This is a genomic window from Cellulophaga tyrosinoxydans (genome assembly GCF_900176415.1).
Lineage (GTDB): Bacteria > Bacteroidota > Bacteroidia > Flavobacteriales > Flavobacteriaceae > Cellulophaga > Cellulophaga tyrosinoxydans.
The window spans coordinates 886,098-905,107 of record NZ_FWXO01000001.1 but is presented as its reverse complement, the minus strand read 5'-3'; the positions used below and the strand labels follow the sequence as shown (position 1 = coordinate 905,107).

At 33.1% G+C, this 19,010-nt stretch carries 13 protein-coding genes; 9 read left to right on the top strand and 4 right to left on the bottom strand.

Annotated features, from left to right (window positions below):
* Positions 1–188: 188 nt before the first annotated feature.
* Together B8963_RS04130 and B8963_RS04125 are read right to left on the bottom strand one after the other, a co-directional pair.
* A complete protein-coding gene (locus B8963_RS04130) occupies positions 189–2,357 on the bottom strand; it encodes a PorP/SprF family type IX secretion system membrane protein (protein ID WP_084060144.1) in 2,169 nt (722 codons plus the stop codon).
* Between the two features lie 29 nt (positions 2,358–2,386).
* Positions 2,387–4,645, bottom strand: coding sequence for a T9SS type B sorting domain-containing protein (locus tag B8963_RS04125; protein WP_084060143.1), 2,259 nt, complete (start codon positions 4,643–4,645; stop codon positions 2,387–2,389).
* A 263-nt stretch (positions 4,646–4,908) separates the two neighbouring features.
* Here B8963_RS04125 and B8963_RS04120 point away from each other — a divergent pair, with 263 nt between their 5' ends.
* A complete protein-coding gene (locus tag B8963_RS04120) occupies positions 4,909–6,594 on the top strand; it encodes a glutamine--tRNA ligase/YqeY domain fusion protein (protein WP_084060142.1) in 1,686 nt (561 codons plus the stop codon).
* A gap of 270 nt (positions 6,595–6,864) precedes the next feature.
* Here the strand turns inward: B8963_RS04120 and B8963_RS04115 are convergent, their stop codons facing one another.
* The gene (locus B8963_RS04115) at positions 6,865–7,791 is read right to left on the bottom strand and encodes an SPFH domain-containing protein (protein ID WP_084060141.1); all 927 of its coding nucleotides are present in this window, start codon (positions 7,789–7,791) and stop codon (positions 6,865–6,867) included.
* Positions 7,792–7,873: 82 nt separating this feature from the next.
* Positions 7,874–9,376 (bottom strand): glutamate--tRNA ligase, encoded by a 1,503-nt coding sequence (gltX, locus tag B8963_RS04110; protein WP_084060140.1) that lies wholly within the window; start codon positions 9,374–9,376, stop codon positions 7,874–7,876.
* Between the two features lie 207 nt (positions 9,377–9,583).
* On the opposite strand from gltX, the gene B8963_RS04105 reads away from it, so the two are divergent.
* The 8 genes from B8963_RS04105 (at position 9,584) to B8963_RS04070 (ending at position 18,748) form a co-directional block, all read left to right on the top strand.
* Positions 9,584–13,039: a hypothetical protein gene (locus B8963_RS04105; RefSeq protein ID WP_084060139.1), complete on the top strand. Its 3,456-nt coding sequence runs from the start codon at positions 9,584–9,586 to the stop codon at positions 13,037–13,039.
* Positions 13,032–13,451, top strand: a complete 420-nt coding sequence (gene ybeY / locus B8963_RS04100; RefSeq protein WP_084060138.1) for an rRNA maturation RNase YbeY — start codon at positions 13,032–13,034, stop codon at positions 13,449–13,451. The genes B8963_RS04105 and ybeY overlap by 8 nt, the downstream gene beginning before the upstream one ends.
* 5 nt (positions 13,452–13,456) lie before the next feature.
* A complete protein-coding gene (gene mnmG / locus B8963_RS04095) occupies positions 13,457–15,325 on the top strand; it encodes a tRNA uridine-5-carboxymethylaminomethyl(34) synthesis enzyme MnmG (protein ID WP_084060137.1) in 1,869 nt (622 codons plus the stop codon).
* Between the two features lie 2 nt (positions 15,326–15,327).
* Positions 15,328–15,795, top strand: coding sequence for a hypothetical protein (locus B8963_RS04090; protein ID WP_084060136.1), 468 nt, complete (start codon positions 15,328–15,330; stop codon positions 15,793–15,795).
* A gap of 137 nt (positions 15,796–15,932) precedes the next feature.
* Positions 15,933–16,493 carry a hypothetical protein gene (locus B8963_RS04085; protein WP_084060135.1) on the top strand — a complete coding sequence of 187 codons (561 nt, stop codon included), beginning with the start codon at positions 15,933–15,935 and terminating at the stop codon, positions 16,491–16,493.
* The gene (locus tag B8963_RS04080) at positions 16,471–17,298 is read left to right on the top strand and encodes a class I SAM-dependent methyltransferase (RefSeq protein WP_084060134.1); all 828 of its coding nucleotides are present in this window, start codon (positions 16,471–16,473) and stop codon (positions 17,296–17,298) included. The genes B8963_RS04085 and B8963_RS04080 overlap by 23 nt, the downstream gene beginning before the upstream one ends.
* Before the next feature lie 369 nt (positions 17,299–17,667).
* Positions 17,668–18,012, top strand: coding sequence for a hypothetical protein (locus tag B8963_RS04075; protein ID WP_084060133.1), 345 nt, complete (start codon positions 17,668–17,670; stop codon positions 18,010–18,012).
* A gap of 55 nt (positions 18,013–18,067) precedes the next feature.
* Positions 18,068–18,748, top strand: a complete 681-nt coding sequence (locus tag B8963_RS04070; protein WP_084060132.1) for a hypothetical protein — start codon at positions 18,068–18,070, stop codon at positions 18,746–18,748.
* The last annotated feature ends 262 nt before the right edge of the window (positions 18,749–19,010 follow it).

The window sequence follows — 19,010 nt, the reverse complement described above, 5'->3', positions numbered from 1 at the left end:
TTAGAAATTTAAAAGCATTAAATTTTGAAATATTTTAATCAAAAACGATTATGTTATGAACAAAAAAAGCAACTATTTTCAAATTGTTTTATGCGCAGTTTTAATATAAATTTTGATGAGTTTTAAAACAAAAAAAAAGGCTTGCGAAATTTTTTCGCAAGCCTTTTTTCTTTTTCTTGGTTACTATATTATACCAATTGATTAGGAGTTACTTTCATAATCCACATTTTTTGGTCGTAAGCATTGTTTATTTTAGAGTAATAAGAAATTAAAGCATTATTCCATGAACCGTGTTTTTTCAGATAAACATATCTTAAATTGTTTTCTGGGTTTATAAAGTAACTTGCATTTAATCCTTGTGAATTTAAAAGTTTCACAAAATTGTTAGCATTCTTTGCACTAGCAAAAACATTAGCAATAATATAGTATCCGCCGTCTACACCATTTAATTTATAATTTTTGATTTCTGGATTTTTAGTAGCAGCAACGTTATCTTTTGGAATTACATTTTTCTGTAAAACATCTATATTATATTTAGATGATTTTTCTTTAATTTTCTGAGAATTTGCAGCGTAAGCAGTATCTGTATAACTAGAATTATCAACATTCATTATCCATAAATCACCGGAATAATTTGTAGCTTTTTCATTTTTATATGAGCTTAAGGCAGAATCCCATGAATCATCATGTTTTAAATACACATATTTTAAACCATTGTTTTTATTTTCAAAATAATCTGCTTCGATACCTTTTGCCTTTAATTCATCTATGAATTTATTCATATAGTATTCGCTCTTGTACACATTAGCTACAACATAGTAACCCTCACCTACTCCATCTAAATTTCTGAATTTTCTACTTTTTATATTGTTGGTTTTAGCAATTTGGGTAAATGCGTCTTTTGGCTGTTCAATAGTTTTTTTAGCGGTGACATCCTCTGTAACCTTATGTGTAGTATTTTGTGCTATAGCGTCGTTGCTAATTTCTTTAATACCAACTGGTTTTTTTATTTCGTTTATAGTTTCGGTTGTGGTATTGGCACCATTTTCTGAAACGTTATTTTCTAATGGTAGTATATCGTTCGAAGCTAAATCATTTACATTATTATCTTTTACATTATTTAAAAGATATAATTGTTTGGCTTTTTCTTCTAGTTCCGGATTCTGGCCGTTAGTTTCCCTACGAACCATACGCATTACGAGATCAAAACGTCGTTCTAAATCAGAATTTCTGCTGGCTTCGATAGAATCTTGTCGAAACATTAATTCAGCAAGAATTTCATTATTTTCAGCAAGTGCTTGTTTAAGTTTATTAATCTCTTCATCTTTTGAGGTAATAACTTCTGGATCTTTTAATGGATCTTCTAATGCTGCCAATTCTTCTGTATCCTCTAATAAAACCCTATCTTCAGTTAAATTAGGAGTAATAGAAAATGCAAATGATATTTCATGAGTTACACCAAAATTGTCAAAATTATTAGACAAACCTTTTTCCATGGTATACCCAATAGATAGTCTTTTGTTTAGGTTAAACCCTAATCCGGCTGATGCTCCATAGTAACTATCGTATCCTGCCTGAGCCCAACCAATTTTTGGTAAATCAAGAATTAAACTACCGCCTAGTATATAATCATTACCAGATACTTTATACTTTTCTCCACCTTTTTTAACTCTTAATAAAGGCATTAATCTACCACCCTCCATAACACCTAATCCGTTTTCAAACTGATGGGTATATTGTAAATGCCCAGAGAATGTTTTGTCTCCGAAAGCAGTAATAGAATTATTAGTTCTTAAGTTGTAATCAAATAAGTTTTCTGCAAATAAACCAAAATCAAACTTACCATAAGAAAGGTTAAAGCCAGGTTGAAATGATAGTAGGTTACTATCTTGAAGTCCATTTAATAAAGGATCATTTGGATCCACTGTTGTTCCTCTACTGCTATCATATCCACTTCTATAGTACGATACGTTAGCTCCAAAGGTAAAGTTACTCTTATCACTTAACTTAACACCATAGGCGTAATTAGCCAATACTCCGTAATTGGTTATAGTACCAAATTGTTGAGAGAATAAACTAAGACCTAAACCAGTTCTATCGTTCATACGACCGCTGTAACTTAAGAAGTACGTTTGATTGTTATCATCAAATGTTGCTGATTGGTTACGGTGTAGTAAGTTAAAATACGACTTATCCTCGCGCACAGTTGAAAATGTTGGGTTTAACAAAAATCTATTAAACTTTAGCAAGTTCTGTGATGGAACATCATAAGTAACAAAAGGATTGTCATCTTGTGCACTCACTCTAGTAAGTGCACCGATGATCAAAAACAGGTATATTAAATTTCTTTTAAGCATGTTGTGGTTAAATGGTTTGGTAATAACGCTTATTTAATAACCGTTATTGTACCTTGTTTTATAATATCGGCTCCCTTTTTAATTTTATAATAGAAAACCATATTCTGAGTTGGGAATGACGTAGATGATTCTGGCCAATTGTTTTGGTAGTCAAACACATTGTACACTTCCTCACCTTTATCGTTGAATATAATTACATTAATATCAGCCTTTTTAGAATAAGAATTTGGTAATAACCATAGGTCATTAATACCATCTCCATTAACAGTTATAACGTTCGGTATTTTAAAGGTGTCTTTGTAGGTTACATTAACTTGTTTTATAATAACACAAGCATCCATATAAGCTGTTAAGGTATACGTTCCTTCGGTTGTTAAACTAACAGTTGAAGATGTACTTAGAATATTATTAGCGCTATCTGCCCATTCATAAGACGTTCCTCCACTTGCCGTAATGGTTTTAGAGCTTCCTTCAGGAAAAACAACATTTAAAGGACTATCAAGGGTTATAAGCGACTCATCAAGTGGCGCAATAGTTATTTCGTTTGATGGAACTGGACAACCATTACGGTTAACCATTAATTGGTAGGTTCCTGCATCAGTAGTATTAAAAGTTGGCGTAGTGGAATTTACTATTGTTCCGTTTTTGTACCAACCATAGGTTGCTCCAGATAAGTCAGTAGTAGTACTAATAGTTATTTGATCCGTAGCATTACAAGCTACTAAACTGGTCGCATCTATAATAATGGTTTCGTTACTTCTTAGCGTTACATTTAGTGTATTAGAGTTTACATTAAAAGTTTCAAGAGTTCCAGCTACACGGTAAACACCATTTTCAGAAGTATCTGTAAGACTTATACTTGATGATGTAGCCGCAGAAACAGATACGCCATCCTTTTGCCATTGGTATGTAAATGAACCAATTAAATCTGCTGTAACGTTTGTTTTGGTGCCGCTAGAGGTAACGGCATTAATTGTTTTTACTTCTAATTGGGTGGTACTATTTTGACAATCGCTATAGGTTGAACTATAATCCGCTATAAATTCAAATGATGTTGGTGCAACTACAACTATTTTATTAGAGTTAACTGTTGCAGCACAAGAACCTCCTTGTGTAGTGCTTACATAGTACTCACCCGCTTGGGTTATATTAAGACTACTATTTGTTGCGCCACTTATGGCAATATTGTTGCGATACCATTGAAACGTTGGCGTAGCTGCTGTAGTTGATATACTAAGTGTTTTTGTTTGTCCAGGAAGATTAACTAAATCTGTTGGCGTTCCTAAAGTAACTGTAAATTCACCAGTTTTAGATATGGTAACTGCAGGGGTTGTTTCTGTACAAATACCATCGCCCTCTACTTTAACAGTATAAGCTCCAGAGAAACTTGGGTTGTTGGTATCAAAGGTATAGGAATAACTACCTTTTGTTTTCGCTTTTACTTCAATACCATCTTTATACCATGTATAGAAAAGATCTGCATCTGCAATAGTAGCTTCTAAAGCTGGTGCAGTTTCTCCTGCGCAGTAACTTGTTTTTGTTGGTGTATTGATGGTTACACCTAAAGCAGAACCAGATTCAACTGTTATAAGATTGGATAATGTTCCAGCAGAACCTGAACAAACTGGACCATAATCTATTTCTACTGAGTACATCCCAGCTTCAGATACAGTAATAGAAGGACCTGTTTCCGCAAGAGTAGTCGAACTTTTTCTCCAAATATACTGATAGGTATTTGCATTTGGTACATTATCAACAGCAATTACTGCAGTGTTCCCGCCGCAAATAGAAATAGTCCCATCACCTATACTTCCGTTTCCATTTTCAGTTATTTGTATTGGGTTTTTATAATCAATATAATACATATTGTACCCAATGGTAGCAGGACTGTATAATACAGGACTTGTACTTTTTACCCTTAGTTTGTAACCAGTACCTCTTGTAGTAGTTGGTAAGGAAAATTTAATATTAAAATCGGTAGTACTATTCTTATCAGTAATTGTTGTTAATGCTGTAGGTGATGTAAAATCTCCTGATGCATTAGATAATTCTAGTACAAACGTATTATCACTATTTACGGTTGGAGAGGCACTCCACTTAAAGTTTACGTAGTAATCATTAAAACTTGCCGAAGCACATGCTGCAGTCCAAGGACTACCACCTGAGCCAAAAGTTGGATTGGCGATAGGCGTAGGTTTGTTTAAAGTTTGAGCCATTAAACTAAAGCTGCACATAAGAAATGTGAAGAATAGAATTGTTTTTGTTGAGTGTGTAGTAGGTCTTTTCATTTTGAGGTAACTTTAGGGTTACTATTGGGTTGGTAGTGTGTTCAAGAGTGAATTGCAGTTCATCGGATATTTTAAACTTTCTATCCCTATCTTTCACAGCTACAGTAATTAACATCAAATATGACACTTAATTATCCATTGAGATATTATTTGTTGTAGTGTTGATTAAAATTGTTGTGAAACACATTTAATGTATGGTGAATATTTTTTTATAGATAGGAATACAGGCAATTTTCGTAAATTTGCAGCTCAAAAATGTTGTAATGAGTGATGTTACCAAGTCTCTAAACTTTATAGAGCATATCATTGAAGATGATTTGGCTTCTGGTTTTCCAAAAGACAAACTAAAGTTTCGTTTTCCTCCAGAACCTAATGGGTATTTGCATATTGGTCACGCAAGTTCTATTTGTTTAAATTTTGGGTTAGGTTTGCGTTATAATGCACCTGTAAACTTAAGGTTTGACGATACCAACCCCGCAAAAGAAGAGCAGGAATATGTAGATGCCATAAAGAGAGATGTGGAATGGCTTGGTTACCAATGGGCAGAAGAGGTGTATGCCTCGGATTACTTCCAACAGTTGTATGATTGGGCTGTGGAGTTTATTAAAGCAGGTAAAGCCTATGTAGATAGTCAATCGGCGGCATTAATTGCTGAACAAAAAGGTACGCCTACCGAATCAGGTTCTAATAGTCCATTCAGGGAGCGTTCTGTAGCCGAAAATTTAGCATTGTTTGCCGATATGAAAGCTGGTAAATTCAGTGAAGGAGAGCATGTTTTAAGAGCTAAAATAGATATGGCTTCTAGTAACATGTTAATGCGTGATCCTATCATGTATCGAATACTTCATAAGGCACATCATCGAACAAATACCGATTGGTGTATTTATCCAATGTATGACTGGACACACGGTGAGAGTGATTACTTAGAGCAAGTTTCCCATTCCTTTTGTACCCTTGAATTTGCAATGCATAGGGAGTTGTATGATTGGTTTTTAGATCAGGTTTATGATACAAATAAAGTTCGACCAAAGCAACGCGAATTTGCTAGAAGAAATTTTAGCCATACCGTTGTAAGTAAGCGAAAATTATTACAATTGGTGGAGGAAGGTGTTGTTACTGGATGGGATGATCCTAGAATGCCTACCATATCAGGGCTTAGAAGAAAAGGCTATACCCCAGAATCTATCCGTAATTTTGCAAATACTATTGGTATAGCAAAAAGAGAAAATGTAGTAGATGTATCACTTTTAGAGTTTTCTATACGAGAACATTTAAACCGGGTTGCTCCTAGGGTAATGGCTGTTTTAGATCCTGTAAAGCTAGTTATTACAAATTATCCTGAAGGACAAGAAGAATGGTTAGAAGCAGAGAATAATCCGGAAGACGAATCAGCTGGATACCGAACGGTACCTTTTTCAAGAGAATTATATATTGAAAAAGAGGATTTTAAAGAAGAGGCCAATAAGAAATTTTTTAGACTTAAACTTGGAGGTGAAGTGCGATTAAAGAATGGCTATATTATTAAGGCTGAATCGTGTACAAAAGATACCGATGGGAATATTACTGAAATTCAATGTACTTACGACCCAAAAAGTAAAAGTGGAAGTGGTACAGAAGAAAGTTTACGTAAAGTAAAAGGTACATTACATTGGGTATCTATTAAGCATGCAATACCTGCAGAAGTACGTTTGTATGATCGTTTATTTACAGATGAAACTCCAGATCAACATAAGGATAAAGATTTTATGGATTTTATAAATCCAGATTCGTTACAAATTATTACAGGTTATGTTGAACCAAGTTTGTTAGATGCAAATGTGGAAGATATTTTTCAGTTTCAAAGATTGGGTTATTTTAATATCGATAAAGATTCAACTAAAGAAAATTTAGTTTTTAACAAAACTGTTGGTTTAAGAGACACTTGGGCAAAAATTCAAGAAAAAAACTAACATAAGTATTTGTTATTAAAACACAAATAACAATTGGTATATTCTATTAAAAAAGAATCGTTTTAATGCGATTTGCTGAAGATAAAAAAACCGTCAATGCTATTCGATGCACTGACGGTTTTTCTTTTTTAAATAAGCTTATTTTAAGTTTTTATTCCGAATGGTCTAAATTTTTAAATTACAATAGGTATTAGCTATCAGTTTAAATAAACGTATTGGTATTTTAAATAATTGAAAAATAGTGCTTTTTTGAACACTAAATTCAATTCGTTACTTTTCTAATCTTTTAGGTGCATTTTTTTTCATCGTCTCACCAATCATATTACTTGCCGTAAAAGATGCCACCATATTATTTAACATATCGCTTCCGGCTTGCGGAGAATTTGGCAATAATATTAAGTTGGTATTTGTAGCTTCTCCAATAGATTGCAAGGTATCGTAATGTTGAGTTACAACAATTAGGGCTGAAGCTTCTTGTGAATTTATCCCTACTTTATTTAATACTTCTACAGATTCTTCTAAACCTCTAGCAATTTCACGACGCTGATCTGCAATACCTTGCCCTTGTAATCTTTTAGATTCTGCTTCTGCTTTCGCTTTTTCTACAATGAGAATACGAGCAGCATCACCTTCAAACTGAGCGGCGATTTTTTCACGTTCCGATGCATTAATACGGTTCATTGCTTCTTTTACTTGTCCGTCTGGGTCAATATCAGTTACCAATGTTTTGATAATGTCATATCCGTAATCCAGCATGGCATCTTGTAATTCTGCTTTTACCGCGATAGCAATGTCATCTTTCTTAACAAAAACATCATCAAGTTTCATTTTTGGCACTTCAGCTCTAACAACATCAAAAACATAGGAGGTTATTTGATCGTGAGGATATTCTAATTGATAAAAAGCTTCATATACTTTACTTTTAATAACAACATACTGGACAGATACTTTTAGTTTAACAAAAACATCATCTAATGTTTTGGTTTCAATAATAACATCCAATTGTTGAATTTTAAGACCAACTCTTGCTACAATTCTATCGATTATAGGTAGTTTCATTTGTAAACCTGAGGTTCTTACGCTATGAAATTTTCCAAAACGTTCTATAATTGCTGCGGTTTGTTGTTTTACTGTAAAAAAGGACGAGAATAAAATTACAAGTCCAAAAAAGAGAATGGGTACTAATAGATAGTTCATAATTTATGTTTTTAGTTAATGTTTGAATGTACAAACTGTTTGTAATATAAGTAGTACAAATGTATGTTTTGTTACAAAAGCCCTATTGTAAAATGGAAATTCCACTTTTTAATCTTGCTATAGTTTCATCTTTCCCAATTAATTCTAAAATATCGAATATATGAGGCCCTTTCATGTCACCAACTATGAGTAATCTTAATGGAGGCATAACTTTTCCAAACGATAATTCACTGCTCGTAATCCATTCTTTTACAATAGTTTCTGTACTAGCAGATGAAAAATCTGTTAGTGGCTCTAAAAGCGTAATCACTTCTTGCATAAGTGCAGGAGTGTCTTCTTTCCATTGTTTTTTAACGGCTTTTTCATCAAAAGAAGTTGGAGCTACAAAGAAGTAATCAGATAAATTCCAAAAGTCAGAAACAAAGGTGGCACGTTCTTTAATAAGACAAATTACTTTTTCTATTTTTATAGTTGTAGTGTTTAGAATGCCTTTTTCTTGCAAAATAGTAGTAAAGGCAGGCACCAAGTCTTGGTTATTTTTCTCTTGTAAATAATGTTGATTATACCATTTGGTTTTATCAGGATCAAAACGTGCTCCTGATTTATTAACACGTTCTAAACTAAATAATTGCGTTAATTCCGCTAAGCTAAATAATTCTTGTTCTGTACCAGGATTCCAACCTAAAAGGGCTAAGAAGTTAACAACCGCTTCAGGAAAATAGCCACTTTCTTTGTACCCTATGGATTCGTTCCAATTTAAAGGAAATACAGGGAAACCTAATTTTTCACCATCACGTTTGCTCAATTTACCTTTACCTACAGGTTTCATGATTAACGGTAAATGTGCAAATTGAGGAGCTTCCCAACCAAAAGCGTCATACAATTGTTTGTGTAGTGCTAATGAAGGCAACCATTCTTCACCACGAATAACGTGCGTAATTTCCATTAAATGATCATCAACAATATTGGCTAAATGATAGGTTGGCATACCATCACTTTTATACAATACTTTGTCATCTAGTACATTAGTATCGATGGTTATAGTGCCTCGAATTATATCATTCAGCACTAGTTTTTCATCTGCGGGTGTTAAAAAGCGAATAACATATTCTTCACCGGCAGCAATTCTTTTAGCTACTTCATCTGGTTGTAAAGTTAAAGAGTTATCTAATTTTAACCTGTTGTGCCAGTTATAAATAAAGGTTTTTCCTTTTTCTTCGTGATCTTTTCTATGCTGTTCTAGCTTTTCTGAGGTATCGAATGCATAATAGGCTTTGCCAGTTTCAATTAATATATCAGCATATTTTTTATAGATAGTCTTTCTTTCGCTTTGTCTATAGGGACCAAATCCCCCATCTTTTCCTGGGCCTTCGTCATATGGGATATTACACCAGTTAAGTGCATCAATAATATATTGTTCTGCACCTTCTACATATCTATTTTGGTCAGTATCTTCTATTCGTAATATAAAATCTCCTTGATTTTTTTTAGCAAATAAGTAGTTGAATAGTGCTGTTCTAACACCACCAATGTGTAAAGGGCCAGTAGGGCTAGGAGCGAACCTAACGCGAACTTTTTTAGTCATAGAAAAATATTTAGTGCAAAGATAACAAAAGGCAAAAGGAAAGAACTATTGTCGTCGATTTTTCATGATTTAGCCTACTTCTGAGTAGCTAATAATTAACATTTCGCCAATACCTTATGTTTATTGTTTTCTTTAATTTTGATTTAATTTCCTATGAACCAGTTAATAATGTATGTTTTTCTGTTATCTTAGGATAAAAACCTTCAATTGACAGCATTTGAACAAATAAAATCCAATTTAAATTCCTTTATTAAAAAGTACTATAAAGCACAATTAATAAAAGGAATACTCTTGTTTTTAGCGCTAGGTTTACTGTTTTTTATGGTATTGCTAGGTGTAGAGTATTTTCTGTGGTTAAATAGCAGTTTTAGGTTGGTTCTTTTAATCGTGTTATTTGTAGTAGAGGTACTTCTACTATATCAATTTATAATTCTTCCTTTATTATTTCTTTATCAAATTAAAAATGGATTGGATAATAAAAAAGCATCATACATTATTGGAAAGCATTTTCCGGAAATTGATGATAAACTATATAATTTGGTCGAATTAGAATCGAATACTGATAAATCAGAACTATTATTAGCAAGTATAAATCAGCGCTCTAGTTCTTTATTAAATTTTAAATTTTCTAATGCCGTAAATTACAAAAAGGCGTATTCCTATACTAAATGGCTGGGTATTCCACTTGTGCTTATGGCTTTGATATATGTTACAGGTGATTTAAGTTCTTTTTTTCAGAGTTATAAAAGAGTAGTGAATTATGATTTAGCTTTTGAAAAACCTGCACCGTTTACTTTTCAGTTAATAAGCACTGATTTATCAGTATTGCAAAACCAACCTTTGGTAATTGCAGTTAGTACAGTTGGTGAAATAAAGCCAGAGAATGTTTTTGTAAACATTAATGGCGAGGATTTTTTAATGCATGAAAGTAATGGAGTATATCAATATAAAATAAATAGCCCTAAAGAATCTTTTATTTTTTATTTTAAAGCAAATGAATATACTTCACATGATTATAAGGCCACAGTAAAGGCAATACCCGCTATTTTAGACTTTCAGTTAGCGTTGGAGTATCCAAAACATACCAATAAGCCACAAGAAGTGATTAAGAATGGTGGAAACGCTGTTTTGTTGGAAGGGACAAAAGTGAATTGGTTGGTTAAAACGGAAAGCACAAGTGTTGTCGCATATAAAGATTATGATACAGTTTTAAAGTTTATAAACGACAAAAATAATTTTAGGTTAACAAAAAGAATCTACAATAGTTTGGAGTATTCCATTTCAACGTCAAATGAACATGTTCACGATTTTGAGAAAGTAGATTATAGTTTTAAAGTAATTAAAGATCAGTTTCCTCAGATAATCATGGAGCAAAAATCAGATTCATTAATTGCGAGTCAACTTTTTTTTAGTGGAAAGCTCACAGATGATTACGGTATTTCTTATGTAAAAATGGTGTACTATGATACAACAAACCCTGATGAAAAAAATTCTTTGACTTTATTGCAGCCAAACACGACTGTTGCTAGCTTTTATTACACCTTTCCTTCAGGTATTAAAACTGTTGCTGGAGTGAATTATAGTTTTTATTTTGAAGTAGCTGATAATGACGGAGTTAATGGTAGTAAAAAGTCTCGTTCCGCAGTTTATAATTCTTATGTTTTGGATGATAATCAATTGAAAAACAAAGAATTAGAAAGTCAAAATGCTATTATTTCTAATATTGATAAATCGGTAAACAATCAAAAAGAACAGATTAAGACCTTAGAGGAATTGTCTAATGATCAAAAGGAAAAAAACGCCTTAAATTATAATGATAAATCTAAGTTAAATGCCATTTTAGACAAACAAAAGGTTCAAGAAAATCAGATGCAGAAGTTTTCAAATCAGTTAAAAGAGAATTTGAAGAACATGGAGAAAGATGACGAATTGAACAAACTACTTCAAGAAAGATTGGAACGTCAAGAGCTACAAGCTAAAAAGAACAATCAGTTATTAGAAGAACTTAAAAAGGTTGCTGATAAATTAGAAAAGGAGGAACTAACAAAACGGTTAGAAGATTTGGCAAAAAGCCAAAAGAATGGACAACGTAATTTGGAGCAATTGTTAGAATTAACCAAGCGATATTATGTTACCGAAATGGCCTCGCAATTAGCTAAGGAATTGGAAGGTTTATCAAAAAAACAGGATGAGCTAGCAAAAAACACAACCGCTGGTGAAAGTCAAAAAGAGGATCAAAAAAAGTTAAATACTGAATTTAATAAGCTGGCTGAAAAATTAGAGGAATTATTAAAGGATAATGGTGCTTTAAAAAAGCCAATTTCCATTGATGTTAAAAATACAGATACTAATGGTGTAAAAGAAGACCAAAAGGCGGCTAGTGCATCCTTAGAAAAGTCGGACATTAAAGAGGCAGATAAAAAACAAAAATCGGCAGCCGATAAAATGAAAGAATTAGCAAATAAATTAGAGCAATCATCTTCAGGTGCAGGTGGATCTAATGCTACTGAAGATGCTGAAGTACTCCGCCAAATTTTAGATAATTTAGTCACATTTACTTTTAAGCAAGAAGCGCTGATTGATCAATTAAATCAAGAACAAAATGTGTTTAAGAATCAATCTAGAATTATAGTAAAACAACAAGAATTAAAATCGCTCTTTGAGCACGTAGATGATAGTTTATTTGCTTTATCATTAAGAATACCTGAAATCAGCGAAAGCATCAACAAAGAGGTTACAGATATTTATTATAATCTGGATAATGCAATAGAAAACATAACAGAGTCTAATAATTATCAAGGGATAAGTTACCAAAAATATGTTTTGAATTCTGGAAATACGCTTTCGGATATGTTGGCTAGTATTCTAGAGAATATGCAACAAAACATGATGTCTGGTAAAGGCAAAGGCTCTGGTGAGGATTTTCAATTACCAGATATTATTAAGGGGCAAGGCGAATTGAATAAAAAACTTGGCGACGCAGGAAAAGAAGGTGAAGGCAAATCCGGCGAAAAAGGTTCAGACGGAAATGAAGGGAAGGAAGGTCAAAAGGGGTCTGATGGCACTTCGGGTAAAGATGGTACTAATGGTGAAGGTGGTAAGTCAGGAGAGAAAGGAAAGGGAACAGGTTCTCAAGGCAATGAAGGGCAAAAGGGAAAGGATGGAAAAGGTTCAAAAGGAAGTAAAGGTAATGGAGAGAATGGACAAGGCGCAAACGGAAACGGTAATTATGGCTTATCTGAAGAAGGCTTAAAAGAAATATATCAGATTTATAAAGAGCAAGAAATGCTTAAGAGTAAGCTAGAGGAACAATTACAGAATATGATCAATACTGATGACCGTAGATTAGGAGAGAAGTTAATTAGGCAGATGGAGGATTTTCTGAATAATTTATTGGAAAATGGAGTGACTAGAAGTACTATAGATAAGGCGACTATCATTCAATATCAATTACTGAAATTGGAAGGCGCTGCTATGAAGCAAGGAAAGAAAAATGAAAGAGAAAGCAACAGTAATAAAAATCAATTTGTAAATCCAATATTGAGTCGACCTGATGTATTTGAGAATTACAGGAATGAGAATGAAATTTTAAATAGACAAGTATTACCTTTGCGCCAAAATTACCAAGGAAGAATTAAAAAGTATTTTGAGCAAAATGATTGATTTTAATTACGAAGTAGATTTTGAATTGTCAGATATAAACTATTATTCCGATTGGTTAAGTAGAGTTATTACATCTGAATCTAAATTGGAGGGAGATTTAAATTACATATTTTGTGATGACGAATACTTGTTGGGTATTAATCAGCAGTATTTAAATCATGATACCTATACAGATATTATCACTTTTGATTATTGTGATGGTAATACTATCTCTGGTGATATATTTGTTTCAGTAGAGCGAGTTAAGGATAATGCGCAAGAATACAGTGTTAGTTTTGAAGAGGAATTACATAGAGTAATGGCGCATGGTGTATTGCACCTGTTAGGGTATAAAGATAAAAACGACCAAGAAGCGCGTGTAATGCGAGAAAAGGAAAACGAGAAAATTAAATTGTTCCACGTGGAACATTAGAAATTATGTTTGATAAAGAGTATGATGTTATTGTAGTAGGCGCAGGTCATGCAGGATGCGAGGCTGCTGCTGCTGCCGCAAATATGGGATCTAAAGTGTTGTTGGTAACGATGAACTTGCAGACTATTGGACAAATGTCCTGTAATCCTGCAATGGGAGGAATTGCCAAAGGACAAATAGTTCGTGAAATTGATGCTTTAGGCGGGTATAGTGGTATTATTTCAGATAAATCTGCTATACAATTCAAGATGTTAAACAAGTCTAAGGGTCCTGCTATGTGGAGCCCAAGAACACAAAACGATCGAATGCGTTTTGCTGAAGAATGGCGTTTAGCATTGGAAGATACGCCGAATGTAGATTTCTATCAAGAGATGGTTTCTGGGCTTTTAGTAGAAAACAATAGAGCTGTTGGAGTTACAACTTCACTTGGGATTGATATACGTTCCAAGTCGGTAGTATTAACTAATGGTACTTTTTTGAATGGATTGATTCATATAGGAGATAAACAATTTGGTGGCGGCCGTGCTGGCGAAAAAGCAGCAACGGGTATTACAGAACAACTCCTAACTTTTGGATTCGAATCGGGAAGAATGAAAACAGGAACCCCGCCAAGGGTAGACGGTAGATCATTGGATTATTCTAAAATGATACCACAACCTGGTGATGCTATTCCAGAGAAATTTAGTTATTCGCCCACAAAGGTTCTAGCGCATCAACGTGATTGTCATATGACACATACGAGCGAATTAGTACATGATTTGTTGCGTGAAGGATTTGATAGGTCACCAATGTTTAATGGAAGAATTAAAAGTCTAGGCCCAAGATATTGTCCATCTATTGAGGATAAAATCAATCGATTTGCAGATAAAAACAGTCATCAATTGTTTGTAGAACCAGAAGGTTGGGACACTGTGGAGGTTTATGTAAATGGCTTTTCAACTTCATTGCCAGAAGATGTTCAGTTTAAAGCGTTGCGATCTGTAGTAGGTTTTGAAAATGTAAAATTCTTTAGACCTGGTTATGCTATCGAGTATGATTACTTTCCCCCAACACAATTAAAGCATACATTAGAAACTAAGTTGGTTTCTAATTTGTATTTCGCTGGGCAGATTAATGGTACAACAGGTTATGAAGAAGCAGCTTCGCAGGGATTAATGGCAGGCATAAATGCACATTTAAAAATTAATGAAAAAGAAGATTTTATCCTTCAAAGAGATGAAGCATATATTGGTGTTTTAATCGATGATTTAATTACCAAAGGTACAGAAGAGCCTTATCGAATGTTTACTTCTAGAGCAGAATATAGAACCTTATTACGACAAGATAATGCGGATTTAAGACTAACACCTAAGGGTTTCGAGATTGGTTTAGCTAAAGAGGATCGCTTAAAAAGAATGGAGGAGAAGTTGGAAAAATCAGAAAAATTTGTCCAGTTTTTTAAGGATACAAGTGTCTTACCAGATCAAATAAATCCTATTTTGGAGAGTGTAAACTCTGCTTTGGTTTCACAATCGGATAAAATGTTTAAGTCTTTTTCTCGTCCAAATGTTACGATGGATCATATGTTGACTTTAGATGCTGTGGCTAATTTTGTGGAAGAAAATGATATCGATAGAGAGGTATTAGAACAGGCAGAAGTACAAGTAAAGTATTCTGGTTATATTGCTAAAGAAAAGAACAACGCAGATAAATTACATCGTTTAGAAAATGTAAAAATACCAGCTGGCTTTGATTATACAAAGTTGAAATCTTTGTCTACAGAGGCAAGACAAAAACTAACAAATATACAACCAGTGACTATATCGCAGGCATCACGAATTAGCGGTGTTTCACCAAGCGATATAAGTGTACTTTTAGTATTTTTGGGAAGATAATTATGAAAGTAGTATGTAAACAAATCAAGCCCCTAACTGTAAAAATTTTAGGGGCTTTTCTTTTCATATTAACCATTTGGATGATGGTGCAATACCAGCCACCTACAAGCCAAATAGTGGTAATGTTTTTAATTTCGTTTATTCTTTTAGGCTATCAAGTAAGTTTTGAATTTAATAAAGCCTATAAAAACAAACGCTTATTAAAGTTGTTTGGCATAGTGGTTTGGTCGTCAAAACTGGATAGCTTATTCCCAGATTATATTAAAATATATTCGGGGCATTACAAACAAGATAGCGAATTTGGACCAGTATCAGCTTTAGGGAATAGTAGACAGTACGGCTTTTATGCTGTACGCTTTTTTAAGGGAAATAAACATTTTACACTGTTTAAATCTACTCGTATGGAGGAGGCTTTGAGCAAAGCAAAAGAATTGTCAGCACTTCTAGAGGTGGAATTATTGGATAGGTAATCAAAATGTTCCACGTGGAACATTTGCAAATTTTTGTTGTGAAAATAAGATATTTTGTTGTTTCAAGTTTTTAATCATAAGTGATTATTTGGTTCAATTTTTGATGCCATCAGTACTAGCGAACCTATCTAATTCTTATGAAAAAACAATTACTTGTAGTTATTTTAGCAATAGTAGTTCAATCGTGTATTCCATTACGTATTGCTCCAAACATAGAAGATTACAAAATTACTAAGGGTAAAAAATTTAAACGTAGTTTACCAAAAAGACAAATGTTTATTTTTGAGGATTCAAAAGAAGCTCAGGAATTTTATAATTACGTAAACACTAAGTTTCAATTAGATCATATTGATGTGTATGATAATGTCCCTTTTACAATTTTAGATAAACAATATTTTTTCTCTTTTTATGAAGTAGAAATTGTAGACAAAGGGATCAATATAGCAGGTCCAATTTTGGCAGCTGTTGGAAATAAAATGTTACAAATAGGAGATGAACCATCCGAAATTTTTAATACCGATTCTAAGACCTATCGTAACGGAAATTATTATATCGCTGTAGAAGTGTATAGCGATGCTGAAAAAGATTGTCTAGCAGAAAATTCACTTTCTCGTGATGTGGTTTTAGAGTATCTTCGTCAACTTAAAAAAGAATATTTAGCTACGCATAATTACAATGAAATTTTATTTAAAGACTAAAGACCATTCTGTAAGTAAGGAAAATTTTGAATTGCATCTAGATGATAATTTAGACATGTTGGTGACACAACCACAGCCCGAAAATTTAAATCCGTATTACGATAGTGCAGCGTATATTTCGCATACCGATGCTAGCGAATCTTTTGTAGATAAAATTTACCAAGGTGTAAAAAAGATAAACCTTAAGAACAAACTTAAAATAGTTCAGAAGCACAGCAGCGGAAAAAAGCTTTTAGATGTTGGTGCTGGTACCGGAGACTTTTTAGTAGTAGCAAAAGAAAACGGATGGAGTGTGCATGGCGTGGAGCCCAATTCAAAGGCCAATGCTAAAGCTTCCGAAAAAGGACTAGAATTAAAAACTACACTAGAAGATTTCGCTAACCAAAAATTTGATGTCATTACCTTGTGGCATGTTTTAGAACACATGCCCAATTTAACCGACCAAGTAACTAGACTATCAAATTTACTATCCGAAGATGGAATAATAATAATTGCCGTTCCCAATTTTAAATCTTTTGATGCGCTGCACTATAAAAATTTCTGGGCAGCTTTTGATGTACCAAGACATCTTTGGCATTTTTCTAAAACAGCTATTTCAAAATTATTTCAAAAAGAAAATATGCAATTGCTAAAAACCTACCCATTGGTTTTTGATGCATTTTATGTTTCGTTATTATCCGAAAAATATAAAACAGGAAAACAAAACTTTATTGCTGCATTTTGTATTGGATTACGCTCCAATCTAAAAGCTTGGCGAACCAAAGAGTATTCATCACTTATCTACGTCTTAAAAAAGGCTAAATAATCGTTTTAGGCAGTTTTAAGAGCACTTTACGGCGCAAGACTTATAAGTTGTTGTTTGTTTTTAGAACCTTTAAAATAGGGGTGTTTTAGAAAGGCTATTTTGATAGCGATTGTCAATTGTTAAAGATTTATATATAGATATTCCTTATGGCGGTCTTTTTACACTTTTTTAGCCTAAATTTATTTTCTTACAATTCAATACTTCTTACAAAGAAGTTGTAATTATATTAAAACCTAATTCATTTATAACAACGAAAGGTATTAGAGCGTTTGTAAAATGTAGATTGAAATTTTGGAGATTTTTAGGAGCGGCGGGAAATTGGTATTATGTAGATTTAGAGTAATTGGGGACTCCATTAAACTAAAAATTATGAAAATTATAAAACCAGAGGAGTTTCCAATAGAAATGACATTAGAAAATATAAACATCTTAGCCAATATGGCTATGCAAAATATTATTTCTGATGAATGGAGAGAAATCACTCTGAATTTATTAACAGATAAGCAAAATATTTTGATAAATAATAGAATTTGTGAAATTCAAGAAGAACAAGAAAAAATACGATGGAATTCATTAACTCTAGAAGAACAAGAAGATGAAAAACGAAAACTAAAAAAAAGTTACAATGATACAACTAGTTTTAGAGGCAACATTTTGGAGCAAGAGCGTCATTCTATAGATATTGAAAACAAGCGTAAAAAGAATAATTCATAGAACCCCCCTCTAGCGCAAGCTTCACGCTCGTGATACTATTCTAGATCTTTAAATCATGAAGTATTATAAATTAGAAATGGAAAGAAGATTTCCAGAACAAGATCAGGTTCTAGGTCATGCCAACGGCCAGTATGTCCCTAACGGCAAAATGTATTTTGATAAAATTGGCAAGAGAGAAATACTTTTAAACACCCCAATTTTTGATCATTTTCATTTACAAAGTTATGGCCCAGAAAATGAATGGGAATGGAGACTACAAGATGTGCATGGTGGTATTGGTGTTTATCCAAGGGGCGGTTATTGGTACATTTCTAATGATTTTAAATTACTGTTAGAAAATTTTAGCATAGCACCATCTTATCATTTTTATGAAACTAGACTTTTGTACAAAGGAAAAAAATTAGTGTATTGGATATTCCAATTTCCTATAAATCCGTTAGAAAATTATAACTATAAAAAAAGCGAATATTATTTAGACGGGGAAAGAGTAACTGGTTTAAAAAATGCAGATGAATATGATGCATACGATGATGATATTTGGAAAAAAACAAAGAAAAAAATTGAATGGAAAAAATTAGTATTACAAGATACTTATGATTTTTCTATTGGTATTGATGGTAGCAAAATAGTATCAGAAAATTTAAAAGACGCCATTGAAAAAATGCAATTGAAAGGTTTTATTTTTTCAGCCTTAGCTTATGAGGTTGTTGCGCCTGCTAGCGAGGCAATAAAGTAATAAAACAAAAGATTGATTATATTCACAATAATCCATTTGAACAAGGTTTTGTTACCGACCCAATTGATTGAAAATTAGTAGCACAAGAAACAATGCAGATGCCTGTCCTGAGAGTAGTCGAAGGGATGAAACTGTACCAAAAATAGACAATAAAGGAATGCATTTAGGAATGCTTGTCTTGAGCGCAGCCGAAAGGATGGAATTATGAGCGTATGAACTAAATATAGTAGCTGTAACGGCACGAGCGTGACGCTCGCGCTAG

Excerpts from the sequence above, each read along its gene's own strand:
- gltX (WP_084060140.1), bottom strand. The coding sequence starts at position 9,376 with ATGACTAAAAAAGTTCGCGTTAGGTTCGCTCCTAGCCCTACTGGCCCT.
- B8963_RS04130 (WP_084060144.1), bottom strand. The coding sequence starts at position 2,357 with ATGCTTAAAAGAAATTTAATATACCTGTTTTTGATCATCGGTGCACTT.
- B8963_RS04090 (WP_084060136.1), top strand. The coding sequence starts at position 15,328 with ATGAAAGTAGTATGTAAACAAATCAAGCCCCTAACTGTAAAAATTTTA.
- B8963_RS04080 (WP_084060134.1), top strand. The coding sequence starts at position 16,471 with ATGAAATTTTATTTAAAGACTAAAGACCATTCTGTAAGTAAGGAAAAT.
- B8963_RS04115 (WP_084060141.1), bottom strand. The coding sequence starts at position 7,791 with ATGAACTATCTATTAGTACCCATTCTCTTTTTTGGACTTGTAATTTTA.
- B8963_RS04075 (WP_084060133.1), top strand. The coding sequence starts at position 17,668 with ATGAAAATTATAAAACCAGAGGAGTTTCCAATAGAAATGACATTAGAA.
- B8963_RS04125 (WP_084060143.1), bottom strand. The coding sequence starts at position 4,645 with ATGAAAAGACCTACTACACACTCAACAAAAACAATTCTATTCTTCACA.
- ybeY (WP_084060138.1), top strand. The coding sequence starts at position 13,032 with ATGATTGATTTTAATTACGAAGTAGATTTTGAATTGTCAGATATAAAC.
- B8963_RS04120 (WP_084060142.1), top strand. The coding sequence starts at position 4,909 with ATGAGTGATGTTACCAAGTCTCTAAACTTTATAGAGCATATCATTGAA.
- mnmG (WP_084060137.1), top strand. The coding sequence starts at position 13,457 with ATGTTTGATAAAGAGTATGATGTTATTGTAGTAGGCGCAGGTCATGCA.
- B8963_RS04070 (WP_084060132.1), top strand. The coding sequence starts at position 18,068 with ATGAAGTATTATAAATTAGAAATGGAAAGAAGATTTCCAGAACAAGAT.
- B8963_RS04085 (WP_084060135.1), top strand. The coding sequence starts at position 15,933 with ATGAAAAAACAATTACTTGTAGTTATTTTAGCAATAGTAGTTCAATCG.